This window comes from uncultured Ruegeria sp., assembly GCF_947497005.1.
Lineage (GTDB): Bacteria > Pseudomonadota > Alphaproteobacteria > Rhodobacterales > Rhodobacteraceae > Ruegeria.
The window spans coordinates 1-24,164 of record NZ_CANMFF010000009.1 but is presented as its reverse complement, the minus strand read 5'-3'; the positions used below and the strand labels follow the sequence as shown (position 1 = coordinate 24,164).

The 24,164-nt window shown below is 55.6% G+C and carries 25 protein-coding genes, 2 tRNA genes and 1 riboswitch; of the genes, 13 read left to right on the top strand and 14 right to left on the bottom strand.

The annotated features are described in order from the left end of the window. Positions 1-10: 10 nt before the first annotated feature. The gene (gene petA, locus Q0816_RS13920) at positions 11-595 is read right to left on the bottom strand and encodes a ubiquinol-cytochrome c reductase iron-sulfur subunit (protein ID WP_298851570.1); all 585 of its coding nucleotides are present in this window, start codon (positions 593-595) and stop codon (positions 11-13) included. A 463-nt stretch (positions 596-1,058) separates the two neighbouring features. Between petA and Q0816_RS13915 the strand changes: the two genes are divergently transcribed. After that, positions 1,059-1,505 (top strand): cytochrome C, encoded by a 447-nt coding sequence (locus Q0816_RS13915; RefSeq protein ID WP_298851568.1) that lies wholly within the window; start codon positions 1,059-1,061, stop codon positions 1,503-1,505. Between the two features lie 19 nt (positions 1,506-1,524). On the opposite strand, the gene Q0816_RS13910 is transcribed toward Q0816_RS13915, so the two are convergent. Next, entirely contained in the window at positions 1,525-2,136 is a 612-nt protein-coding gene (locus Q0816_RS13910; RefSeq protein ID WP_298851566.1) for an FMN-binding negative transcriptional regulator, read from the bottom strand. A 54-nt stretch (positions 2,137-2,190) separates the two neighbouring features. After that, positions 2,191-2,390, top strand: a riboswitch (FMN riboswitch). 74 nt (positions 2,391-2,464) lie between these two features. On the opposite strand from Q0816_RS13910, the gene Q0816_RS13905 reads away from it, so the two are divergent. The 5 genes from Q0816_RS13905 to cobO all read left to right on the top strand — a co-directional run bounded on the left by Q0816_RS13905 (position 2,465) and on the right by cobO (position 6,414). Then, positions 2,465-2,905, top strand: coding sequence for a 6,7-dimethyl-8-ribityllumazine synthase (locus tag Q0816_RS13905; protein WP_298851564.1), 441 nt, complete (start codon positions 2,465-2,467; stop codon positions 2,903-2,905). A 125-nt stretch (positions 2,906-3,030) separates the two neighbouring features. Continuing rightward, entirely contained in the window at positions 3,031-4,131 is a 1,101-nt protein-coding gene (aroC, locus tag Q0816_RS13900) for a chorismate synthase (protein WP_298851562.1), read from the top strand. Then, positions 4,115-4,777: an HD domain-containing protein gene (locus Q0816_RS13895; RefSeq protein ID WP_298851559.1), complete on the top strand. Its 663-nt coding sequence runs from the start codon at positions 4,115-4,117 to the stop codon at positions 4,775-4,777. The genes aroC and Q0816_RS13895 overlap by 17 nt, the downstream gene beginning before the upstream one ends. Positions 4,778-4,822: 45 nt before the next feature. After that, positions 4,823-5,758: a DMT family transporter gene (locus tag Q0816_RS13890; RefSeq protein WP_298851557.1), complete on the top strand. Its 936-nt coding sequence runs from the start codon at positions 4,823-4,825 to the stop codon at positions 5,756-5,758. A gap of 56 nt (positions 5,759-5,814) precedes the next feature. Beyond that, a complete protein-coding gene (cobO, locus tag Q0816_RS13885; protein ID WP_298851554.1) occupies positions 5,815-6,414 on the top strand; it encodes a cob(I)yrinic acid a,c-diamide adenosyltransferase in 600 nt (199 codons plus the stop codon). A 72-nt stretch (positions 6,415-6,486) separates the two neighbouring features. Here cobO and arsB read toward each other — a convergent pair whose 3' ends face one another. From arsB to Q0816_RS13865, 4 genes are read right to left on the bottom strand one after another with little or no spacing between them, the layout of a single operon-like run. Next, the gene (gene arsB / locus Q0816_RS13880; RefSeq protein ID WP_298851552.1) at positions 6,487-7,509 is read right to left on the bottom strand and encodes an ACR3 family arsenite efflux transporter; all 1,023 of its coding nucleotides are present in this window, start codon (positions 7,507-7,509) and stop codon (positions 6,487-6,489) included. Further along, the gene (arsJ, locus tag Q0816_RS13875; protein WP_298851550.1) at positions 7,506-8,771 is read right to left on the bottom strand and encodes an organoarsenical effux MFS transporter ArsJ; all 1,266 of its coding nucleotides are present in this window, start codon (positions 8,769-8,771) and stop codon (positions 7,506-7,508) included. The genes arsB and arsJ overlap by 4 nt, the downstream gene beginning before the upstream one ends. Beyond that, positions 8,768-9,766, bottom strand: coding sequence for an ArsJ-associated glyceraldehyde-3-phosphate dehydrogenase (locus tag Q0816_RS13870; RefSeq protein ID WP_298851548.1), 999 nt, complete (start codon positions 9,764-9,766; stop codon positions 8,768-8,770). Before Q0816_RS13870 ends, arsJ begins: the two co-directional genes overlap by 4 nt. Next, a complete protein-coding gene (locus Q0816_RS13865) occupies positions 9,763-10,596 on the bottom strand; it encodes a helix-turn-helix domain-containing protein (RefSeq protein WP_298851545.1) in 834 nt (277 codons plus the stop codon). Before Q0816_RS13865 ends, Q0816_RS13870 begins: the two co-directional genes overlap by 4 nt. Positions 10,597-10,958: 362 nt before the next feature. Between Q0816_RS13865 and Q0816_RS13860 the strand changes: the two genes are divergently transcribed. Further along, positions 10,959-11,034 (top strand) — tRNA-Thr (locus Q0816_RS13860). Positions 11,035-11,272: 238 nt separating this feature from the next. Continuing rightward, positions 11,273-11,977 (top strand): hypothetical protein, encoded by a 705-nt coding sequence (locus Q0816_RS13855; RefSeq protein WP_298851542.1) that lies wholly within the window; start codon positions 11,273-11,275, stop codon positions 11,975-11,977. Positions 11,978-12,153: 176 nt separating this feature from the next. Here Q0816_RS13855 and Q0816_RS13850 read toward each other — a convergent pair whose 3' ends face one another. The 7 genes from Q0816_RS13850 to Q0816_RS13820 all read right to left on the bottom strand — a co-directional run bounded on the left by Q0816_RS13850 (position 12,154) and on the right by Q0816_RS13820 (position 18,658). Next, the gene (locus Q0816_RS13850) at positions 12,154-13,173 is read right to left on the bottom strand and encodes a hypothetical protein (protein ID WP_298851540.1); all 1,020 of its coding nucleotides are present in this window, start codon (positions 13,171-13,173) and stop codon (positions 12,154-12,156) included. Positions 13,174-13,400: 227 nt separating this feature from the next. After that, a complete protein-coding gene (dxs, locus tag Q0816_RS13845) occupies positions 13,401-15,329 on the bottom strand; it encodes a 1-deoxy-D-xylulose-5-phosphate synthase (protein ID WP_298851538.1) in 1,929 nt (642 codons plus the stop codon). Positions 15,330-15,345: 16 nt separating this feature from the next. Next, on the bottom strand, positions 15,346-16,212 hold the full coding sequence (locus Q0816_RS13840; protein ID WP_298851513.1) for a polyprenyl synthetase family protein: 867 nt from the start codon (positions 16,210-16,212) through the stop codon (positions 15,346-15,348). Continuing rightward, complete coding sequence (locus tag Q0816_RS13835) at positions 16,213-16,455, bottom strand: exodeoxyribonuclease VII small subunit (RefSeq protein WP_298851511.1); 243 nt, start codon at positions 16,453-16,455, stop codon at positions 16,213-16,215. Continuing rightward, a complete protein-coding gene (locus tag Q0816_RS13830) occupies positions 16,452-17,378 on the bottom strand; it encodes a histone deacetylase family protein (RefSeq protein WP_298851509.1) in 927 nt (308 codons plus the stop codon). Before Q0816_RS13830 ends, Q0816_RS13835 begins: the two co-directional genes overlap by 4 nt. A 69-nt stretch (positions 17,379-17,447) precedes the next feature. Beyond that, positions 17,448-18,149 (bottom strand): response regulator, encoded by a 702-nt coding sequence (locus Q0816_RS13825; protein ID WP_298851507.1) that lies wholly within the window; start codon positions 18,147-18,149, stop codon positions 17,448-17,450. Next, positions 18,146-18,658, bottom strand: coding sequence for a MarR family winged helix-turn-helix transcriptional regulator (locus Q0816_RS13820; RefSeq protein WP_298851505.1), 513 nt, complete (start codon positions 18,656-18,658; stop codon positions 18,146-18,148). Before Q0816_RS13820 ends, Q0816_RS13825 begins: the two co-directional genes overlap by 4 nt. Positions 18,659-18,817: 159 nt before the next feature. Here Q0816_RS13820 and Q0816_RS13815 point away from each other — a divergent pair, with 159 nt between their 5' ends. From Q0816_RS13815 to Q0816_RS13795, 5 genes are all read left to right on the top strand, one after another. Next, positions 18,818-19,684, top strand: a complete 867-nt coding sequence (locus tag Q0816_RS13815; protein ID WP_298851504.1) for a branched-chain amino acid aminotransferase — start codon at positions 18,818-18,820, stop codon at positions 19,682-19,684. Positions 19,685-19,793: 109 nt separating this feature from the next. Beyond that, positions 19,794-20,744, top strand: a complete 951-nt coding sequence (locus tag Q0816_RS13810; RefSeq protein WP_298851927.1) for an AraC family transcriptional regulator — start codon at positions 19,794-19,796, stop codon at positions 20,742-20,744. Between the two features lie 111 nt (positions 20,745-20,855). Continuing rightward, on the top strand, positions 20,856-21,221 hold the full coding sequence (locus Q0816_RS13805; protein WP_298851501.1) for a hypothetical protein: 366 nt from the start codon (positions 20,856-20,858) through the stop codon (positions 21,219-21,221). 438 nt (positions 21,222-21,659) lie between these two features. Next, on the top strand, positions 21,660-22,844 hold the full coding sequence (locus Q0816_RS13800) for a site-specific integrase (protein WP_298851499.1): 1,185 nt from the start codon (positions 21,660-21,662) through the stop codon (positions 22,842-22,844). A gap of 233 nt (positions 22,845-23,077) precedes the next feature. Beyond that, the gene (locus Q0816_RS13795; RefSeq protein WP_298851496.1) at positions 23,078-23,845 is read left to right on the top strand and encodes a hypothetical protein; all 768 of its coding nucleotides are present in this window, start codon (positions 23,078-23,080) and stop codon (positions 23,843-23,845) included. Between the two features lie 242 nt (positions 23,846-24,087). Here the strand turns inward: Q0816_RS13795 and Q0816_RS13790 are convergent. Continuing rightward, a tRNA-Met gene (locus Q0816_RS13790) sits at positions 24,088-24,164 on the bottom strand.

Here is a 24,164-nt window from a genome sequence, read left to right as displayed (position 1 = left end):
TGGGTCTCCCTTAGCCGAGTTTGATTGTGCTGTCGTCTACCCATTCGGCGGGCGGGACAGGCAGGTTCTCAGGCGCGGGGCCTTTACGGATACGACCGGCAAGGTCGTAATGTGAGCCGTGGCAGGGGCAGAACCAGCCACCGAAGTCACCGGCATCACCCAGAGGTACACAGCCCAGGTGGGTACAAACGCCCATCTGAACGATCCATGCACCCGGTGCTTCGCCTTCTGGTGACGGCATCACGCGGTTTGCGTCGGTCGCCGGTGCATCAGCGCTCAGGTTGAAGTTGCGCGCCAGCGGATCGGGCAGCGCATCAACGCCTTCAGCATCCTGCTCCTGTGCTTCCTGGATCTCTGCACCGGTGCGGTGACGCACAAACACGGGTTTACCCAGCCATTTCACGGTCAGCTGTGTACCCGGCTCAACGCCGCTCACGTCCACACGGATCGAGGACAGCGCCTGAACGTCTGCCGATGGGTTCATTTGGTTGATCAGGGGCCATACTGCTGCACCCGTTGCAACGACACCTGCGCCGCCTGCGACGTAATACAGGAAATCTCTGCGGGTGCCTTCGTGGTCTTCTGCGTGGGACACGAGGTTATCTCCGATTGTCTGGCGCCCGCGGACGGGCAAATAGCTCGCGCACCGCATGAATGCGGCGTCTTAACCGCGCTTACTATCGGGGAGAATAGTGTTCGTCCAGCGTTCATAAACGCGCAATACGCCGCATGTGTCGCTTCACGCACCTGTCGAAGGGCTTTTTTTGGTGAATCTTGCCTGCAACTTTGCCGGGAGCGTCGAATCAGGCAGCCTTGATTCGAACACCAAAACCTTCTTTGCGAAGCCCGTTCAGCCGGATCCGAGTCACCGCGACGGCCTCTTATATGCGCGCAAATCCTCTACAATCAGCAATGCAGGATGAAGATTGTGTTCGGTTAAATGATATTCCCTAAATAGATGATTTAAATTGCAAATTGAGCGTGAATACACCGTTGCACTTTTTGCGCGAATACCGGACAGCGCAGGACACGCGCGAACTCCTGCAAGGAGACCTCCAATGTCAAAAATCACCCTGGCCATTGCGATGTTCACATTGGCCCTGCCCGCACAAACCTTCGCCGCAGGCGATCCTGCCAAAGGTGAGGCAATGTATAACCGTTGTTCCTCGTGTCATGCGATCATCAGGGACGGTGAAGTTCTGGTCAAAGGCGGAATCACCGGCCCGAATCTCTATGGCGTGGTCGGGCGCGTGGCCGGATCAGAAAACGACTATCGTTATGGCAGCGAACGCCTGCCCGTCGGAATGTTCACCGACGACATGATCCGTGCAGGCGAAGAGGGTCTGATCTGGACCGAAGACAACATCGCCGCCTACTCCAAAGATCCGATCGGCTTCATCAAAGAATATCTGGATGACGAAACCGCCCGCCCGAACATGAGCGTCAAGCTCAAGAAGGGTTCGGCAGATATCGCTGCCTATCTGGCGACTTTCAGTCCCGAGTAATTCTGTTTCCCGGTGCTGGCTATGCCTTGCGCATCAAGGCGGCCAGCTGTCGGGGTTCAATGCCAAATCCATCTGGCACATGATCCGCAGCGGCGAATCGCACCTCGTCAGGTTTGTTCTGCCCCAGCTTCCATGTGCCCTGAACATCTTGCACGTGCATCCGACACGGCACGATCATCCGCATCATCCGGGCCAATGCCTGTTCCGACATCTTTCCGGTTGCCCAGGGCGGCTTTGGCAGCAAGCGGCCTTCATAGAAAGCTGATTGACGGTTGAGCAGATCCAGCAACTCTTCTTGTGGGCGCAGTTCCAGCTCTCCGCTCAGGTGAACGGCAATATAGTTCCAGGTCGGAACCTGATCCTCTACCCCGTACCAGTCAGGCGAGATATAGGCGTCCGGCCCTTGCACTGCGATCTTCACCTCTTGCGGAGTGCTTAACGCCCGGATAATCGGGTTGGAACGCACCAAATGCAGCTCAGCCACGGCCCCGTCTTCCGAAAGCAAAAATGGCAAATGGCTCAACAACGGTGTGCCGTCTGCGGACAGGGCCAGCACACCAAAAGCTCGGTCCCGAGCGAATTCAACATGACGGGCGCGGTCTTCACTTCGAAAAGCGGGATTTGGGTGCATGACGATCCTCCTGTCAAATCACTTGCAGAGAAGACCGGTTACATGCAAGGTCCGCATCGTTCTCAGGGCGGGGCGAAATTCCCCACCGGCGGTATGCGGGCCATGACCCGTAAGCCCGCGAGCGGCTCTGCCGTGTCCACGATCCGAAAAGTGGGAACCGGTTTTCGGTCAAATTGTGGAACCATGAAAGAGTGTCAGCAGATCTGGTGAGAAGCCAGAGCCGACGGTTAAAGTCCGGATGAAAGAGAACGTGCCAGCCGCGCCGGTGATACGGTGCGTCTGCTCGTGATCGCCTTGGGTGAAGTGTCTGTTTACTAAGGAGATCATGATGACACACACCCGCTATGCCTTCATCAAGGCCAACTGGCATTCCGATATCGTCGACCGTGCGCTGGACGGGTTTCTGGAGCTCATTCCTGCCGAGCAGGTCGATGTCTTCGACGTTCCCGGCGCGTTTGAAATGCCGCTGCTGGCCCGCGATCTGGCTCAGACCGGGCGCTACGCCGCCGTTGCCTGTGCCGCCTTTGTCGTGGATGGCGGCATCTATCGGCACGATTTCGTGGCGCAAGCCGTGGTCGATGGGCTGATGCGCGCCGGAATGGACACGGGCGTGCCAGTCCTGTCCGTCTCGCTGACCCCTCATCAATACCAGGAAACCGATCACCATAACGCCATCTACCGTGACCATTTCGTCCAGAAAGGGCGCGAAGCGGCTCAGGCCGCGTTGAAGATCACGGAAACCCGCGCGAAAGTCGCACAGGTCGCCTGATCTTCATCTTTACAAAAATACTCAGTTGTGCCGCCCATAAGGCGGCACACACGCCATCAACGACCTAATCCGCTTGAGGCCGGGGGCCTTGCCCGCTAATCACAACCCTCAAAGGAGTACACCCCATGTCGATGAACAGCTTTGGACATCTTTTCCGCGTCACCACCTGGGGTGAAAGCCATGGGCCCGCTTTGGGCGCCACGGTCGACGGCTGCCCCCCCGGAGTGACAATCGACGAGTCCATGATCCAGCGCTGGCTGGACAAGCGCAAACCGGGGCAGAACAAGTTCACCACTCAGCGGCGTGAACCCGATCAGGTGAAAATTCTGTCCGGCGTGTTTGAAGGGCAAACCACCGGAACGCCGGTGCAGCTGATGATCGAGAACACCGATCAACGCTCGAAAGACTACGGCGATATCATGGACAAGTTCCGCCCGGGCCATGCCGATATCACCTATTGGCAGAAATACGGTATCCGGGATTACCGCGGCGGCGGGCGCAGTTCGGCCCGTGAAACGGCGTCTCGCGTTGCGGCAGGCGGGCTGGCGCGCGAAGCGATCAAACAGATCGCTCCGAACATACAGATCACCGGCTATATGACCCAGATCGGGCCTCACAAAATTGATCGCGTCAACTTTGACTGGTCTCAGATCGAACAGAACCCGTTCTGGACACCTGACGCATCAGCCGCAGAAGATTGGGCCGCGTATCTGGACAACCTGCGCAAGTCCGGCAACTCGGTCGGCGCCGTGGTCGAGGTCGTCGCGCGCGGTGTCCCTGCCGGGATCGGAGCACCCGTTTACGCCAAATTAGACACTGATCTGGCCGCAGCGATGATGTCGATCAATGCCGTCAAAGGTGTAGAGATCGGCGAAGGAATGGATGCCGCTGAACTGACTGGCGAAGCCAATGCGGACGAAATCTTCATGGGTCAGAATGGACCACAATATAGCTCGAACCACTCAGGCGGCATTCTGGGCGGCATCTCAACCGGGCAAGACGTTGTTGTGCGCTTCGCGGTCAAGCCGACCTCCTCGATACTGACGACGCGCAAGACGATTACGAAAACTGGCGAAGAAACCGAAATCATCACTAAAGGTCGCCATGACCCCTGTGTCGGCATCCGTGCAGTTCCAGTGGGCGAGGCGATGATGGCCTGCGTGATCCTGGACCATCTATTGCTGCACCGTGGTCAAATCGGAGAAAACCGTGGACGGATCGGCTGACCTGCGCGCGCGTTTGCGCGCTGTCGTCGCGCACCGCATGGAAACTGATCCGGCCCATGATCTGGCCCATCTGGATCGGGTCTGGACCAATGCTAAAGCCATAGCAGATGACCAAACCGAAATGCTCGTGTTGCTGGCCGCAAGTTATCTGCACGATCTTGTAAACTTGGCAAAGGACGATCCTGACCGACATCTGGCTTCCCGCAGATCTGCAACGGAATCAGAGCCTATTCTGGTCGAATTCGGGTACAGTACAGATCAGGTTCGGGCCATACAGCACGCGATCGAAGCACATAGCTTCTCTGCCAATATAGCGCCCGAGACAGATGAGGCGCGCATCCTGCGCGATGCAGATCGGCTTGACGCTTTGGGTGCAATCGGCATCGCACGCAACTTTTCCGTCTCCGGCGCGTTGGGGCGCACTCTGTATGATCCGGCAGACCCTTTTGCCCAAAACCGGCCTCTGGACGACCTTTATTTCTCTCTCGACCATTGGAAGGTGAAACTTCTGCGGCTGCCGGGTGACATGCTGACTGAGACCGGCAGAAGGATCGCCGAGCAACGAACGGCCCGTATGATCCGCTTTCTCGAAGAATTCGCCGAAGAAATCGGCAGTTCCTTGCCTCAATCATGGGTAAATTACTGACCCCACCCGTTGATCTTTGTCTGGCAAAGGCGCAGGTTCGCGCCGATGACAAAACCCTTAACATCGCATCGACCTTTGCTGGCAGTGACGCTGAAACTGGGCGCTTTGTTCCTGTTCACGTCAATGTCTGCTTTGGTCAAGGCTTTGTCCGACGACTTCCCGCCGGGCCAATTGGTGTTCTTTCGCTCGCTTTTTGCCATTCCGGTCATCATTGTTTGGCTAATCGCACGTGGAGAGTTATCGAAGGGATTTGTGGTCAAGAAACCCATGGGCCATTTCTGGCGCGGTGTTCTGGGTACCGGCGCAATGGGTCTGACCTTTACCGGCCTCAGCCTGCTGCCGCTGCCTGAAGTTACCGCGATCGGCTATGCCACCCCGATCTTCACTCTGATTCTGGCGGCTGTGATGCTGGGCGAACGCATTCGCCTGATCCGCATCGGCGCGGTGGCCCTTGGCCTGCTGGGTGTCCTGATCATGATATGGCCGCGCCTTGGCAGTACCGAGATGGAGGTCGCTGCGACCGTTGGCGCGGTATGTGTGTTGGGCGCAACCCTCGCACGCGCTTTTGTTCAGATCCACATCCGGCAACTGGTCAAGGTTGATCATCCTGCTGCCATTGTCTTTTATTTCTCCATGACCGCGACGCTGCTGTCCGCACTGACAGCGTTCTGGGGATGGTCGATGCCGACCTGGAATCAGGCTCTAATCATGATCATGATGGGCCTGACCGGCGGGGTTGCGCAGATTCTGGTGACGTCGTCCTATCGATTTGGTCAGGCCTCGATGCTGGCACCTTATGATTATGCCACGATGCTTTTTGCGATTTTCATTGGCTATTTCTGGTTTGACGAATTGCCAACGGTTGCGATTCTGATCGGCGCCACGTTGGTGATTGCCGGCAATGTCGTTGTAATCTGGCGCGAACACCAGCTGGGGCTTGAGCGTGGCAAGGCCCGTTCGGTCACGGACCCCAAAGCGTGACTTTACCTTTCGCAATCTTCCCCTAGGTTGGGCCGGACAATCAAAGAGGTTCCCAAATGAGCGACGCGCAGGATCACAAGGAAAAGATGCAGAAGGTGCAGGCAAAGCACCGAAAGAAAGTGTCCGAAGCGGTCGACCCCGGGCGCGGTCTGGTTTTGATTAATACCGGCAAGGGCAAGGGTAAATCCTCGGCAGCGTTCGGCGTGGTCATTCGCGCCTTGGGCTGGGGTCAGAAAGTTGGCGTTGTGCAGTTCATCAAGGGCAAATGGAAAACTGGTGAACGCCGTTTCTTTGAGGAACGCGATCTGGTGACATGGCACACGATGGGTGAAGGTTTTACCTGGGACACGCAGGATCGCGAGCGTGACATTGCCGCGGCAAATGCCGCTTTCGACAAAGCACGCGCCCTGATGGCAAGCGGAGAGTATGATCTGATCGTATTAGATGAGATCAACATCGCCCTGCGTTACGAATACCTGACGGTCGAACAGGTCATCGAAGGGTTGAAAGTACGCTCTGACAAGACCAGCGTGTTTCTAACAGGTCGTGACGCACCGCAAGCCCTGCGTGAATATGCCGATCTGGTCACTGAAATGACCGAGGAGAAGCATCCGTTCCAAGCGGGTATCAAAGCACAGCGCGGTGTGGATTTCTGAAGCAGCGTGTGGTGTGAGGCTGGCGGTGTGTAGCCGCCAGATATGATCGTCGTTCTGCTGCGTTGGCCAATCCTACTGTGTCGCAGGTGCTGGAAACCGCGCGCGCGTGCGGTTGGCGAAAGCCACAAGAGACAACATCACCGGCACTTCGACCAGAACGCCCACAACGGTTGCCAATGCCGCGCCGGAATGTAGACCGAACAAGCTGATTGCTACGGCAACGGCCAATTCGAAGAAGTTCGATGTCCCGATCATGGCACAGGGGGCTGCGATCCGGTGGGGAACTTTCAGCGCATAAGCGGCACCATAGGCTATGGCAAAAATACCGTAGCTTTGGATCAGAATGGGAACAGCGATCAGAACGATAACCAACGGTTTCGCCAGAATGGTCTGGCCCTGCAAGCCGAACAGGATAACCACAGTTGCGATCAATCCCATCACAGACCACGGTTTTACCCGGGTCGAAAAGGATTTAATCGCTTGTTTAGAGCCTAAATTGCGGCGAGTGATCAACCCGGCGACAAGCGGTAACACAACATAAAGGATCGTGGCCAATACCAGTGTCTGCCACGGCACTTCAATGTCGGTGACGCCCAGCAAAAAGGCCACGATCGGCGCAAACGCAACGACCATGATCAGATCATTGACCGAGACCTGAACCAGAGTGTAGGTCGCGTCGCCTTTGGTGAGTTGCGACCACACAAACACCATGGCGGTGCAGGGTGCTGCCCCCAACAAGATCAGACCAGCGGTGTATTGGGCGGCGTCTTCAGGCGCGATCCAGGGCGCGAAGACATAGTCAAAAAACACAACGGCCAGCAGTGCCATAGTGAAGGGTTTTATCAGCCAATTTACCACCAGCGTAACAATCAGACCACGCGGTTGGCGGGCAACCCCGGCGACTGCGCCGAAATCGACGTTGACCATCATCGGATAGACCATTGCCCAGATCAGCACGGCCACAACCAGATTGACGCTGGCAATCTCAGCGTTTGCCACCAGTTGCACCAGTCCCGGCGCGGCTAGTCCGATTAGGACGCCGCCAATCATCGCAAGGGCAATCCAAACCGTGAGATAGCGTTCGAAAATGCTCATGAGAGCGCCTCGGAAGTTTGATCTGTGAGTTTGCCGGACATCAGTGCGGCAAGGGCAACCATAACGGTTGCCGTGCCAAGAACCATGGGTAACCCCCCCACCTGAAAGGTCAGGCCGGACAGTACGGTTCCAACTAACCGACCCGCCGCATTCGCCATGTAGTAAAAGCCAACATCCATCGTCACGCGCTCAGACCGGGTGAAGGCCAGAATCAGATAAGAATGCAGTGATGAGTTGACTGCGAAGATCGCACCGAAGATCAGCAAGCCAACTACAAGCGTTATGGTGAGCCAAGTCTCTGGGCTATCCGACAGCGAAACTACTAATGTTAGAGCCGCGGGAACACAGAATAGGATGACCGCCCAGCTTCGCGCGGCACGGATCAGATCACTTTCGGTTCGGTCCCTTGCACGCAATATCTTCGGCGCGCTGGCTTGCACTACGCCGTAGAGGATGACCCATACCGCCATAAATGTCCCGACCATGAAGAACGCGGCCCGATTGCCCTCTTCTGTGCCGTCTGACAGGACCGCATAAAAATAGACCGGGATGCCAACCACAAACCAGACATCTCGCGCACCGAACAGAAAGACGCGCGCCGCAGACAACCAGTTCACATTGGCGGATTTCGAAAAAACCTCAGAAAATTTCGCGCCTTTGCGTCCCTTCGGTAGGCCTGCCGGCATGAACAGGATAACTGCGAACAGGATCAACGCCAGAGCGGCAGCCATGACAAGGATTGCCGTCATGAAGCCCAGCGTTGCCAGCATGGCCGCCCCCAACAGGAAACCCAGCCCTTTGACGGCGTTTTTCGATCCCGTCAAGACCGCAACCCAGCGAAATAAACCGCCGCCTTCGGTCGGAGCCAACAGCTTGACCGACGATTTCGAAGACATCTTGGCCAGATCCTTGGCCACTCCGCTGGCTCCTTGCACCATCATCACAAAGGTGACCGAAGCGGCAACGGTCCAGTTCGTGTCAAGCTGCGTCATCGCGAGCAGCGCCACCACCTGCAACCCCAGCCCCGCATAAAGGGTCGAGGTCAATCCGAACCGCGCTGCTATCCAGCCTGCGGACAGATTGGTGACAATCCCGGCGATCTCATAAAGTACAAACAGATATGCCAGTTGAACCGGAGAGAAGCCCATGGTGTGAAAGTGCAGCAGCACCAACATCCTGAGTGCACCGTCGGTCAGCATGAAAGCCCAATAGGCCGCCGTAACCGCGATATAGGCCGACAGTCCTTCGGGCCGCTGTGTCACAGGGATGACCCTACCATCAATGCGACATCCACCAGTCGATGCGCATAGCTCATCTCGTTATCGTACCACGCGTAGATTTTCACCTGCGTCCCGTTCACAACCATGGTCGACGGCGCATCGACAATCGAGGAGCGTTCGTCATTGGTATAGTCAGTTGAAACCAAGGGGCGGGTTTCATAGCCCAGAATGCCCTTCAGATCACCTCCGGCGGCGGCTTCAAAGAATGCATTGACCTCTTCAACCGTGGTTTCACGTTCAACCTCGAACACGCAATCGGTCAACGAGGCGTTCAGTAGCGGCACCCGTACTGCGTGACCGTTCAGGCGGCCTTTGAGTTCCGGGTAAATCAGCGTGATGGCCGTGGCCGAGCCGGTGGTGGTCGGGATCAGCGAATTCAGGGCCGAACGCGCGCGCCGCAAGTCTTTTGCTGGCCGATCGACAATGGTCTGTGTGTTGGTCACGTCGTGAATCGTGGTCATCGACCCGTGACGGATGCCCAGATTTTCGTGGATCACTTTGACGACAGGCGCCAGACAGTTGGTGGTGCAGGACGCTGCTGTCACGATCTTATGGGTCGCTGGATCATAGGTGCTGTCATTCACACCCATGACGATATTGGCCGTCGGGCCGTCTTTGACCGGGGCTGAGACAACAACCTTCTTCACTCCAGCATCGAAATACGGGTCCAGCTTGGCCTCGGTCTTGAAAACGCCAGTACAGTCGATCACCACGTCAACGCCATCCAGCGGTAGGGCGCCCGGGTCTTTGGTGCCAATGAAAGGCAGACGGGTTCCATTCACGGTGATGCTGTCAGCATCATGGCTGAACTGTGCGTCCCAGCGCCCATGGACCGTGTCGAACTCCAACAAATGTGCATGCATCTCGGGATCACCGACGGCATCGTTGATCCAGGCGATCCTTGCGCCCTGTTCCAGCAAAGGTTTCAGGGCCAGTTTTCCCATCCGGCCAAGGCCGTTCAGCGCATAGATCGTCATTTCGTGTCCTCGAGTGGCGCCCGCCCGATTTCATCGACAGCGGATTGACGTGCGATCCGGTCAAGACTTTCGACTGGCAAAGATGTGAAGGCCTGAATCCGTCGCTGCAGCGCGCCGTAGGCGTTTTGGAAGGCCAGGCTCTTCTCGGCGTCGGTGCCTTCTGCCTTGACCGGATCAACCATGCCCCAGTGGCCGCTGATCGGTTGACCGTCCCATGCCGGGCACTCCTCGTTGGCGGCCTGGTTGCAAACAGTAAAAACAAAATCCAGATCTGGCGCGTCCGGCCCCGAAAACTCGGATACATTCTTCGATCGCAGGACCGAGGTATCGTGCCCCTTGTCATTCAGAACCTGCAAGGCAAACGGGTTGAGCGCTGAGCTTGGCCGTATTCCAGCTGAATACACATTGAACCGATCACCGCCGATCTCACGCAGCAGGGATTCGGCAAAAATCGAGCGGGCGGAATTGCCCACGCAAATGAACAACACATTGAACTTACGGTCAGTCATAGTGTCACTTCCCTTGGGTGAAGGCATACAAAGATCAGGACGGCCGCGGCAGCAGTCCACAATCAGGAAATCGAGCATTTGCTGCACGTTCTTCATTTCTATCGAATAAAGAAGAGACGTCCCGGATCGCTCCTGCTTGACCAGCCCGGACCTCTGTAAAGCGTTGAGATAGTTCGACATGGTGCTGGGTTTGATATCCAGTTCAGTCGCCAGCTCGCCTGCCGGAACAGTGTCAGGAAATCGTCGCACTAACATGCGAAACACAGTGATACGTTGCGGGTGGCCAAGGATGGCCAGTTGATCGGTTATCTTTTTTTTCATATTTCATGAAATATAGAAATATATGAAGCTAGTCAATTTGAGTCCCACACCGTTACAAAAAATTCACAGACGAACGTTCCAACTCGACGGTTTGGTCGCAGGCAGGCCTCTCACAAGCTGAGACCTGTGGTGACGCATAGCTACGTCGATACGATTACAACCGGGCTTGCAGGCACCAGTTTGACAGTTTAAACGATCTTCGCACCCGGTCAGAACCAGTTCCGGGTGACCTACGGTGCCGCTGTAGCTCAGCTGGTAGAACACGTCATTCGAAATTAGCGGGTCCCCGCGAGAATGACTTCCGAAACCAATGAGTTCGCGGCAAACACTTAGAACTAGTAGGGCCATAGTAGGGTCTGAAAGCCTCAATAGCTCAGCTGGTAGAGCAGGTCCTTCGTAAGGACAAGGTCGGGGGTTCGAGTCCCTCTTGAGGCACCATCAGTTTTCTATCGTTTTACCAACCGAATTGTAGTTTCTGGCCCAAAGCCGACGTTTAACGCATTATTTCGATGCTGCATTCGCAGCCCACATTGCGGACATCTGCCGCAGTCGCGAAACTTCCCTGTGTATAGCGGAACTCGCCCAACAAGCCGAGTTGCTTGCACTCAGTCGCCAAATCCTCAATTTGAATGGCACAATCGGTAATCTAAACGATCCAGCCCTCGCAGGAACATCAATGACTAGTCCAAACGATGCCAATGAACACTGCCTTCTTTGCGATGCTTGGAGTTATCTCACCTCGGATGATATGGTGCTCAACCTGACATCCGAAATGATCGGAATTATTGTCACGCTCGTCCTGATAACGTTGCTCGGAGGCTGGTACGTTCGACGGGCAGCAGCAAAATCATTTGATCGCAAGTGGGCGGCTTTTCGTGCGGACACTGCAGCGTCGATATTGGAAGGTCAGAAGCAGCTGGACGACGACTATTTCTACTTGGGGCAGGAGATGCTCCGAATATCCGAGAAACCTACGGAAGAAATCAATACGGAAGATCTAGAAACGTTTCGGCGAAAGCGGGCTGCTTGTAAGTCCCGAGGCGGTGAGCTTGCATCGATATTTGAACGAACTCATTTCGCCCTGAGAGAGACTGACGTGGCTCTGGCCGCAGAGTTCATTTCAACGTTGCGTGTGGAAACCCTGGAAAAATTGGCTGACGGCTTCTCTGACTTCGAGCAGTTTGACACACGATTAGCTATGCATCTCCAAGGACTGGCGCCGCTTCACGATCATGAAGGGGGAAAGGCCGGGCCCACCTATCGCGATGTCTTGCTAAGCGCTGCACGAGGGGCTGAGAAGGCAATTGCAAATATCGATAGAACGAGAGTGCTCCATTTGAGCCGGTCACATCCAACCCATGGACGCCAAAATTCGCAATGATGGGGTCGGGGGTTCGAGCCCCTTCAGCGGCACCAAATAAACCCAAAAAATTAGTGAATACTTGGCCAGGTGACTTGTCGCGCAATTTACACGCCTTCGATCCCGCCTTCATTTTGCGGCAAGTCCCATGATCTCATTCACGGGTGGGTAAGCACCAACCGCGATTCACTCAGAAGTTACCCGGTAATTGGGGATATACCCCCGGCGAATGCGGCTAAAATTGGCGCGGCCAGCGCAAAGCCGGCGCGGATAATGTCGCCCGTACCCTCGGCCAGCTTGTGCGAAGACCTCCATTCTTCAATGTCAAACGCATCTTCAGCCTCACTTTCCTGGCTGGCAGCGACGGCAAGGTTGGCGATCCTTCCATCCAGTATGACAGCCACAGGAAGGAAATAGCTCAACATCAACAAGCAAAAATAGGTTCCTGTAAAAAGCGCAGAAGCGGTCACCAGCGAATTGTAGGCGGCTCTTTCAGAATCCGAGATCAGGGGCAGGGGCCAATACATCCAGCTTGCTGCAAAGAACATACCAAAGGTGAGGATAAGACTGGACAGATACAGCTGTTGTCGCATTTGACGCAGGTTTTTTGCCAACTCGGCAGCGGTTTCTTCGATATCGCGGGTTTCGCGGGATCCCAGGCACAGAATCATCCCAACGATCAATGACCCAATGGCAAGCCCGGCAAGTGCGTTGATCACGTCTAATATACGCCTGAAAAGTGTAAATACCGGCATGTCACCGCACCTTCCCAGCAGCCAGGTATCGTCGGGGTCCATACATCCGGGCAGAGTCCCCTGAGACAATGCCAATTCAAATACAGTTTTGCCGACCTGGTGATAGATTTGCGGTGTCTTTGACGTCACATGCTGTTGGACAGTCGGCACAATCGCCAGAAGAAGAATGGCCAGAACAATTGCGATGGCGGTTACTCTGGTCTGCCGTTCCGTAGGGCGTGACAAATTGCGGACCAACACAGCCACAGGTAACAAAGCGAGCGCTGCAAAAAACCATGCAGCGGCAAGAAATCGAAACCGCCCTACAGCCTCAAGCCACGTACGCTCGTCGGTAAGAATGCTGATGGGAACGTCCAATTCGGTCGCAATCATGTGCTTTTGAATAATCTCGTGCAGTGCAAAAACACAAACTGGCAATAATGCGATTGCAAAAAAAACCAGTTTTACTCGACGTTTAGACACGTCGTCCCCTTCTCGTTTCAGCATTCCACTAAAAGAAGGGTAACACGAAATCGTGGCGTCTGCGATTTTCCGGGTATGAGAGAGTTTGGCAAACGTGCTGACATCTCAGTGCGTCGGCGCGTTTAAGTCAGGTATTCGCCCTATTGGCTGAGTTACTCGTCGACCGCATCGTTTTCTGCGAGCACCCAATTCACTAGCTGCGCGGAGTGGACCATAATGATCGAATCCTATGCGCGTTTTTCACCGATTGAGGCCACGCCCAGAACATCTAATACCCTGGCTTCGATCTGCTCGGCATTCATTCCGGCCACGGCATACATGTCCGCCGGATTGGCTTGATCGATGAAAATGTCCGGAAGAACCATTGAGCGATATTTCAACCCCCGATCAAAAACACCTGTGTCCGCCAGAAGTTGCGCAACATGGCTGCCAAAGCCACCAACAGCGCCTTCTTCAATGGTGATCAACGCCTCGTGATTGGCCGCCAGGTCCAGAATCAGGTCGCAGTCCAGAGGTTTGGCAAAGCGGGCGTCAGCAATGGTTGGTGCAATACCTTTGACCGCCAGAGACTCCGCTGCTTTTTGCACCTCTGCCAGTCGGGTACCGAAGGACAGCAAGGCCACGCGCGCTCCAGTCTGGATCATACGCCCCTTGCCGATTTCCAATACGTCGCCGCGTTCGGGAAGATCTACGCCGACGCCTTCGCCGCGAGGGTAGCGGAAGGCGATGGGGCCTTCGTTATGTGCGGCAGCAGTTGCCACCATATGCATCAGTTCGGCTTCATCCGCAGCCGCCATCACGACGATACCCGGCAGATTGGATAGATAGGCGATATCGAACGATCCGGCGTGGGTGGCACCGTCCGCCCCCACCAAACCCGCGCGGTCGATAGCAAAACGGACTGGCAGTCGCTGAATTGCCACGTCATGCACCACCTGGTCATAGCCACGCTGCAGGAAGGTCGAATACATCGCACAAAACGGCTTCATTCCCCCCGCCGCAAGGGCCGCCGAGAAGGTCACGCCGTGCTGTTCTGCAATCGCCACGTCAAAGCAACGCGACGGAAAGCGTTCAGCGAACAGATTCAGACCTGTACCATCGGGCATTGCCGCAGTCACCGCTACAATCTTGTCGTCGCGCGCGGCCTCGTCCGCCAGCGCCTTGCCAAAGACCGAGGTGTAAGAGGGTGCATTAGAAGGAGCCTTCTTCTGTTCGCCCGTCACCACATCGAATTTCGCTGTGGCATGGCCCTTGTCGCGGGCCTGCTCGGCGGGCGCGTACCCCTTGCCCTTCTTCGTCAGCACGTGGATCAGGATCGGCCCGGTTGCCCGTGATTTTACAGTCCGAAGAACTGGCAAAAGCTGGTCCATATCATGGCCGTCTATAGGGCCGAGATAGGAAAACCCAAGCTCTTCAAAGAGTGTGCCGCCCATCGCCATGCCTTTCAGCATTTCCTTGGCTCGCTTGGCGCCTTCTCGGAATGGTTCTGGCAACAGCGACACTGCGCCCTTGGCAGCGGCTTTAAGATCGTGAAACGGTTCTTCGGCATAGATACGCGACAGATAGCTTGACAAGGCACCCACCGGAGGGGCGATGCTCATTTCGTTGTCATTCAGAATGACGATCAGACGCTTTTTCAGGTGGCCTGCATTGTTCATCGCCTCAAAGGCCATGCCCGCAGACATCGAACCGTCACCGATCACTGCAATTGCGTCACCCAACCCTTCAGGCGTTACACCGCCCAGATCCCTTGCGACAGCAAATCCTAGCGCGGCGCTGATCGACGTGCTGGAATGCGCAGCGCCGAACGGATCATAGGGGCTCTCACTGCGCTTGGTGAAGCCACTGAGACCATCCTTCATACGCAATGTACGGATGCGGTCACGTCGCTCGGTCAGGATTTTATGCGGATAGCACTGATGACCCACATCCCAGATGATCTTGTCGCGGGGTGTATCAAACACTGCGTGTAACGCTGTGGTCAGCTCAACGACCCCCAAACCGGCCCCCAGATGCCCGCCGGTAACGGAAACCGCAGAGATCGTTTCGGCCCGCAACTCCTGTGCGACCTGATGCAGTTGCGCGTCCGAGAACTGCCTGAGATCCGCAGGGCGGTTCACAAGATCCAGCAGGGGCGTGTTGGGGCGGTCTGACATTTGGCGCGTTCCTGGCTTAGCTGTCCCGGGCAATAACGAAGCGGGCGGCTTCCTTCAAGGTTTCAGCTTTTGGGCCATACCCATCCAATGCGGTGCAGGCCTGATCCACCAGTTCATCTGCGCGTGCTTTGGCTGCTGACAGACCCAGCAGAGAAACGAATGTGGCTTTCCCTGCCTCAGCATCCTTTTGCAGACGCTTGCCCGCCTTTTTGGCATCACCTTCAATATCAAGGATGTCATCAGCGATTTGAAAAGCAAGGCCCAGTGCACGGGCATATTGGCGCAACGGTCCTGGGTCGGATTGCGCCATAACGGCACCAACGCAGGCAGACCACTCGATCAGAGCACCCGTCTTTCCCGCCTGCAGGCGCGTGATCTGGTCCAGCGACAGCGGTTCTGCTGCCGTTTCCGCCGCAATGTCCAACGCCTGTCCAAGAACCATGCCTTGCGCGCCGCTGGCTTTGGCCAACGTCAGGGCAAGGTCTGCACGAACGTTCGCAACTCCAACCTCAGCGTACATACACAGCTCGAAAGCAAGCGTGTGAAGGGCATCACCGGACAGAACAGCGGTCGCTTCGTCCCATTCTACGTGAACAGTAGGGCGCCCGCGACGCAGATCATCATCATCCATGCACGGAAGGTCGTCATGCACCAAGGAATAAGCATGCAGCGCCTCGATAGCCGTCGCAGGCCAGATCGCACGGTTTTCTTCAACATCATGAAGTCGGGCGCTTTCCAGGGCCAGAAACCCCCGCAATCGTTTGCCGCCTCGGGTAGCGTAGGCCATTGCCCGGGTTACATCCACGTCTTCAAACGCGCCTAGAACCAGATCGAATTGGCCTTGAATGCTGGCTGCATCCTTCGCAAGTCTTTCGGGGAACATTCACTGACCTTCGACGGGCGTCGTACCGGTTGGCTGACCATTCGCATCCAGAGTGATTGCCGCTACTTTTTCCTCGGCGCGCTTCAATTCGTCTTCACACCGTTTCTTCAGCGCCGCACCACGTTCATAAAGCGCAATTGACTGGTCCAGTGCCACGTCGCCACGTTCAAGCTGGCCCACCACGGCCTCAAGCTCGTTCATGGCTTGCTCGAATGTCATCTGCTCAACAGGGGTATCGGTCATCGTGCTGCTCTCATAAGTTCTTCCACATGGGCGCGTGTGGCATCGGCCAGTGCGTTCAGATCATACCCGCCTTCCAAAGTCGAGACGATACGGCCTTCACAGGTTTCATCGGCAATCCTGCACAGCTCGGCGGTAATCCAGACGAAATCGCCGGTGGACCAATTCAGATTGGCCAAGGGGTCGTCCTGATGGGCATCAAAACCGGCTGATATGATGATCAGTTCCGGCTTGAACGCCCTGAGGCGCGGAAAGACTTGGGCTTCGTATGCCGCACGCATCTGGTCGCCGCCTGAACCGGGCGCAAGCGGTATGTTCAGTACCGTGTCATAAGCGCCCGTCTCATCCGGGCGCCCGGATCCCGGCCACAGCGGCATTTGTTGGCTGGTGATGACCAACGCGCGCTTCTCATCCCAAAGAAGATCCTGCGTGCCATTGCCGTGGTGCACATCGAAATCAACAACGGCCACCCGGTTCAAGCCGTGGTGATCCAATGCATGTTTGGCAGCCAGCGCTGCATTGCCGAACAGGCAAAACCCCATGGCCGTATCGGTTTCGGCATGGTGCCCCGGCGGGCGAATGGCGCAAAACGCGTTCGAAGCCCCGCCGCTCAACACCAGATCGACAGCTCGAACAACAGCGCCCGCTGCGCGATAGGCCGCATCAACGGATCCCGAAGACATGAACGTATCACCATCAATTTGGGCAAAACCGTCCGCCGGACGCGTCGACCGAATATCGCGAATATATCCTTCCGGATGCACGCGAAGCAGATCATCATCGGCAGCCAGCGGCGCCGTTGCGCGTTTCAGGTCTAACCCTTCCAAGGCGTGCAGAATGTGCTCTAGTCGCGCCACCCGTTCAGGGTGGCCCTCAGGTGTCACATGGCCCAGACAATCGGCATGGGTCAATAGGGCAGTTGTCATCGAGGTCCCCTGTTCATCTGGCTACAAATACCTTCGCCGAAGGCTCAAAACCGCCGCGCGGCGGCAAATTTAATCCGGTGCCAGCATATACCCTGCACCACGGACGGTTTGCAGATACCTGGGTTGCTTCGGGTCCTGTTCAATCTTGCGCCGCAGGCGTGTGATCTGTACATCCACCGCGCGCTCCTGTGCCTGACCTTTGTCACGACCCAGATCCTCGACCAGCTTGGCGCGGCTGATCGGCTCTCCGGGCTGGGCCGAGAAAATCTTCATCAACTGGCTTTCGGTTGCGGTAAGTCGTACCGGATCTTCGCCCTGCCACATCTCGCCGCGTTCAATGTCGTACCGGATCGGGCCAAGGTTCAGGATCTTCGCCGCGGTTTCCTCGGCCGGGGTGTCCGGCATCCGGCGCAGGATTGCGTTGATCCGCAGCAGCAGCTCTTTTGGTTCGAACGGTTTGGCCAGGTAATCATCCGCCCCGGCCTCAAGGCCTGCGATCCGATGTTCGGTTTCGCCTTTTGCGGTCAGCAACAGGATCGGCGTCGTATGGGTTTCGCGCAAAGCCCGTGTCAGGCTGACGCCATCTTCGCCCGGCATCATCACATCCATGACGATCATGTCGAAATCCAGCCCAGACAATACACGCCGTGCATGGGCCGCATCCCGCGCTGCCGTAACCAGAAACCCGTTTCGCATCAGGAATTTCTTGAGCAGATCGCGAATGCGCTCGTCATCGTCAACAATCAGCAGATGGGCATCCATATCGCTCATGAGGTCGTATCCCGAAGTTTCGTATAGGCATGACGCATATCAGCATCCATCATTGCTTCAAGCACTTTGCGAAATCCAGCCACAGCTTCGGGGCCGGCATCCTTGTAGGCGGCACGCATTCTGGCCCGCTGTGCATCCGACAGCGTGGTTTCCAGCGCTTGGCCATTCTCAGTCAGAAATAGGTGGCGTTCGCGTTTGTCCACTGTTCCCACGCGGCTTTCTACCAGACCATCCTCGATCAAGGTCCGCAAAACCCGGTTCAGAGACTGTTTTGTAACCCCAAGGATGGCCAGCAGGTTGTTAACTGTTGTACCCGGCGCGCGGTTGATAAAATGGATTGCCCGGTGATGGGCACGGCCATAGGCCAATTCGGCAAGAATGCGATCGGGATCGGCGGTAAAACCGCGATAGGCAAAGAACATGGCTTCGATCCCTTGCCGCAATTGTTCATCGGTCAAAAACAACAGACTCTCGCCCCCATAACGCGGGGCCGGGCGGGTTTCGGACATATCATGCCTCATTCGTTACACACCGCCGAGTTTATGTCAGCGTTATTGACATTCCAAGGAGAGAGAGGTATCGAATCGCAGTTTTTGCGCAACATTATGTCCACATCGGTCCTAAAAAGCGCAATAATCGAAAATTCAACCCGGTTCAGGAGGTTTCGCATGGCGGGGTATGATGATCGTGATGGCACCATTTGGTTGGACGGCAAGCTGGTGCCTTGGCGTGAGGCTAATGTACACATTCTGAGCCACGCAATGCACTACGCTTCGTCCGTATTTGAAGGCGAGCGTGCATATAACGGTAAGATCTTCAAAAGCCGCGAACATTCCGAGCGTCTGATTGCCTCTGCCGAAGCGCTGGATATGCCGATGCCATATTCGGTGGACGAAATCGAAGCGGCCAAGGAAGAAGCCCTGAAGGCCAGCGGATTGCAGGACGCTTATGTGCGCGCACTTGTCTGGCGTGGCTCGGGTGAAGATATGGGCGTAGCCTCAGCCAAGAACCCGGTGCGCATGGCCGTCGCTGTCTGGCCCTGGGGTGCATACTACGGCGATGCCAAGATGCAGGGCGCCAAGCTGGACATTGCCGAATGGAAACGCCCCAGCCCCGAAACCATCCCGGTTCACGCCAAGGCGGCTGGCCTATACATGATCTGCACCATTTCCAAGCACAAGGCCGAAGCCAAGGGCTGCTCGGACGCTTTGTTCATGGACTGGCGCGGTTATGTTGCCGAAGCAACCGGCGCGAACGTGTTTTTCGTCAAAGGTGGTGAGGTTCATACCCCACTGGCCGATTGCTTCCTGAACGGCATCACCCGTCAAACGGTCATTCAGATGCTGAAAGACAAGGGCATCACAGTGCATGAACACCGCATTAAGCCCGAGGAAATGGCCGACTTCGAACAGTGCTGGCTGACAGGCACAGCAGCCGAGGTCACTCCGGTCGGGCAAATCGGTGATTATACTTTTGAGGTCGGGGACCTGACCCGCCAGATCGCGGAAGACTACGAGAAACTGGTTCGCTCTTAAGCTTTCAGCCCCTGCTTCGGCGGGGGTTTTTTTGTTGCAGTGCGTGCAAATTACTGTGCATATCGTTCGGTGGTCTGGACGGTTTGCACAGATTGCGTATCTTCTGCGCATGTTGGACCTTCTCAGCGATATTCTCACCCGCCTGTCCTTGCGAGGCACGTTTTACTTCCGCACTTCGTTCACACCACCCTTCGGTATTCAGGTACCGAGGTTCGAAAACGTGGCGCGGTTTCATTTTGTGCAGCGCGGCGAGCTCAAAGTGTACGTCTCTACCACAGGGGAGACCCTGCGGCTTAGACAGGGGGACTTGATCTTGATACCACATGGTGCCCCGCACGCGTTACTCTGTGCCGAGGTAAAACCCTTGGATGCGCTGCCGCTGGAGCAGGTGCTTGAGGTCGCTGGCTACACCGGCGATGGCGTGCTGGTTTATGGTGGGAATGACGAAGAACGGGATACGCAGTTGATCTGCGGTCATTTCTCTTTCACTGGCCCGGCTGGGCGACAGGGTACCGGGCATATGCTGATCGATCGCCTGCCGCCGTATATCCTGATCGAAAACTACGGTGAAGAGGCCGGATCCTGGATCGAATCGACCCTGCGCATGATCGGATCCGAAGTGTCCGGAACCCGGATCGGTGGCGACCTCATCGCTCTGAAACTCTCTGAAGTTCTGTTTGCGCAGGCGATCCGTACCTATCTGGAACGTCAGAGCCCCGGCGATGCTGCCCTTGCGGGGTTTGCGGATACACGAATCTCTCGTGCGTTGACCGCGTTCCATCAAGCACCGGCAAACGATTGGAGCGTTGCGACCCTGGCGCGTGAATCTGGAATGTCACGCACGGCCTTCGCCCAATTATTTGCCGAGAAGATGGGCACGACGCCGATGCAGTACCTCACCGACTGGCGCATGCAGATCGCGTGCCATGGGTTAACAGAGGCACGATGGAACGTGGCGGACGCAGCGGCCGAAGTCGGATATGCCTCTGAGGCCGCGTTTTCCCGCGTTTTTAAGAAGCAGGTTGGCTTGTCGCCGGCTGCATACAGGGCCATGCATTGAAACCCCAGAGGTTCTGAACGATCTGCAATGTTTCTGAAACGATCAGGAATTCTTCGTTCGGGCTTGGGTTCCTACCTTTCTTTCATCACTGATTGAGAAGAGGAAGATCTTATGTCCCTGCGTTTCGTTACCCGTTCTGTTCACGCCTATCTTGACTATCCGGTTGCCATCGCCCTGATGACACTGCCGTTCCTGCTGGGGTTAGGGCAATCCAATCCGCTGGCGCTGTGGCTTTCGGTAGTCACCGGTGTCGCTGCATTTGTTCTGACCGTGCTGACGGACCACCATCTCGGGATCTGGCGGGTTCTGCCTTACAAGTTCCATCTGGCCGTGGATCTTATTGTCGGCATCACCTTTCTGTGTGCACCCAGCGTTCTCGGGTTCTCGGGTTTGGATGCGGCATTTTACTGGCTGAACGGAGCTGCAGTAGTGCTGGTCATTTCACTGAGCGCGCCAGAGCAGGAAGTCCCAGCCTAAAGGCGACGTTGGAAACTGTCTCGCTTTAGCGTTGCACTTTCAAAAACAGAGCCATCGGTTTTTCCCACCGATGGCTCTATTCAACTGCAAGCAGTGAAGCTTCTAATACGTACCTCATCCTATGCTTTGATGGATTACTAACTACTCTGTGGCCTGATTTCAGGGGGCTGGCCCAGAACGACAAAAGCCGCCTTGCGGCGGCTGGTTCGGCAAAAGTGGTTGCGGGAGTAGGATTTGAACCTACGACCTTCAGGTTATGAGATAGTTTACGCCCACCTGCACCAATTACGCTGGAAAGCGCCGTTCTAATCTATCTTATTGGAATCGTTGTTTTATTGTTGACGATCGCATCACTCCATTCCTACCTCTTACGCCATGAACCGCTTCCAGTTGCTTCCACAATGCTTCCACGGGGCGATGACAGGTAAAGGAATGAGCATGCCGAAACTGACCAAGCGCGCCGTAGAAGCTCTGCCCGTTGAGGCGAAGGATTACTTTGTTTGGGATAGTCAGATTGCCGGGTTTGGTGTCCGCGTCATGCCCTCCGGTGCCAAAACCTATCAGGCGCAATATCGCAAAGGTGGAAGAACACGGCGCGTTTCCATCGGTCGACATGGCAAGATCACAGTCGACGAGGCACGGAAGCTGGCAAAGGAAGTCATGGGCCAAGTGGCAAAAGGTGAGAACCCTGCCGAAGAGATTTCCCAACATCGCCGCGCGCCAACGGTCGCGGCTCTGTGTGAACGGTTCTTTGAAACGCACGTCAGAGAACGCTGCAAGCCTTCTACCCAAGGGGAGTATCGCAGGGCAATCGACCTGTTCATTGTTCCAGCAATTGGCAGCTTCAAAGTAGTTGACGTGGAACGGAAAGACATTGCCGAACTGCACCACAAATTCCGGGACAAACCCTATCAGGCGAACCGAACACTGGGCGTATTGTCCAAGATGTTCAATCTGGCGGAAATCTGGGGCTTGCGACCTGACGGTTCAAACCCCTGTCGCCATGTCCCGAAATACCGCGAAGAAAAGCGGGAACGGTTTCTGAGCCAAGATGAGCTTCAACGGCTTGGGCAGGTTTTGGCAGACGCGGAACGGGACGGATCAGAGTCGCCGTTTGTGGTTGCCGCGTTCCGATTGCTGATCCTAACCGGCTGTCGCCTTGGTGAAATTCAGACCTTGCAATGGTCCTTCATCACAGACGTTGGAATGGAGCTTCCAGATACCAAAACAGGTGCGCGGCGCATTCCCCTGCCCCAAGCCGCCAGAGCGGTCCTGAGCACCCTCCCACAGCTTCCTGACAATCCTTACGTTATTGCCGGGGCAGTTCCCGGACACTACGTCACTGATCTGCAAAAACCTTGGCGGCGTATTCGTAAGCTGGCTGGTCTGCATGATGTCCGCATTCACGACTTGCGCCACACCTACGCATCAAATGCCGTATCTTCAGGTATGCCGATCCAGATGGTTGGCCGGTTGCTGGGTCACAGTCAAATTCAGACCACCATGCGGTATGCGCATCTGGCGGATGATCCGGTACGACGGGCGGCGGAAGAAAACGCGACCCGGCTCGACGCATTGGTGGGAATGCCAAACGTCGCCCGCAGGTTGCGTTTAGCAGTTTAGGCATGGCACCGCTCTACGTAAGGTTACGTTACATAGGGATCAGAGTATGCATTACCTTATGTATGGATTGCCCCATCCCTACGTAACAAAATCTACCAACCAAGGTGAAGTTCAGTACAGCAGCACAGAGCCCTGAGCTGCCGTTGGTCATTTTCCTCAATTCAGTAGTCAGGCTACATGCCGCTGTGGAACCTAGGCTCGAGCCCGCCACGTCAGCGGAAGGTAGCAAGTGTTTGATTAAATCAAACCTGAAATTGAGCCCTGACAACCCGCTTAGGCCACTTACATCGCTTCTTAGTTTTCTCAACTTTGCAAAAGGCTGTAACTGTGGTTTTGGACACCTGTTTGCCTACGATGCGGATGACGCAGTTGCTTTCAAGTTGTTGGGTTTTTCGCCGAGCGACTTAGAAAGACGAGAGATCAACTGGTATGATATCCAGATACAGAAAAGCCTACCTGAAATTTTCATGCTTTTTTCAGAAGCAAGTACAGACGAGTTGACTAGACGAGCACTTAATCAAACAATCAACTTTTATCGTGCTTCAAACGCTTCACGCCGCGTCTCGATCGAGATGTCAATAATTGCTGCACATTCCGCCTTGGAAGCCATTGTGCACTACATACTAGGGTATAGAGCGGGTTGGTCTAAGCCATTAATGAAGAACCGCACAATCGCTTTTGCTGACAAAAGCCGTGCCGCTACACTTCATTTCGGCATCGAAGGTGATTTGCTTTCTATGAGCCCCGAGCTTTCGAAGTTTTCTTCGGAAAACAGCAACATTGACGTGTTTGAAATTATTTCGCAGTTTAGAAACAGGTTAGTGCATCAAGACACGAAAGGTGCCCTTTCCGGCATTCAGCTTCACGAGAGTTGGCTTATTTCACAATGGCTGGTTGAAGTCTTAGTTTTCGGTGTGATTGGCTATCGCGGGACTATCATCGATAGACGAGCTTATGGCGAGTGGCGTGGAACTACATGCCAAGTCCCTCTTTCGCGCTGAGTTATTTCTACTCTTTTGCGTTGCTCTCCGTCTATCGCGGAAGCAGTGGCTCAATTGAATTGCGACGGCACAGGGCTCATTGTAACCAATTTGCGGAGTATTGCGCGGACAGCCTTTGTTGCGGAGTTGTCACAGGCCTAGTTCGTTCCTGTTGCTTCCACAGTGCTTCCACGGGCTATTCCTCAAACGCAAAAAGCCCCGCGTTATGCGAGGCTAAGTGCTTGATATCTGACTTAGAAGTTTGGTTGCGGGAGTAGGATTTGAACCTACGACCTTCAGGTTATGAGCCTGACGAGCTACCGGGCTGCTCCATCCCGCG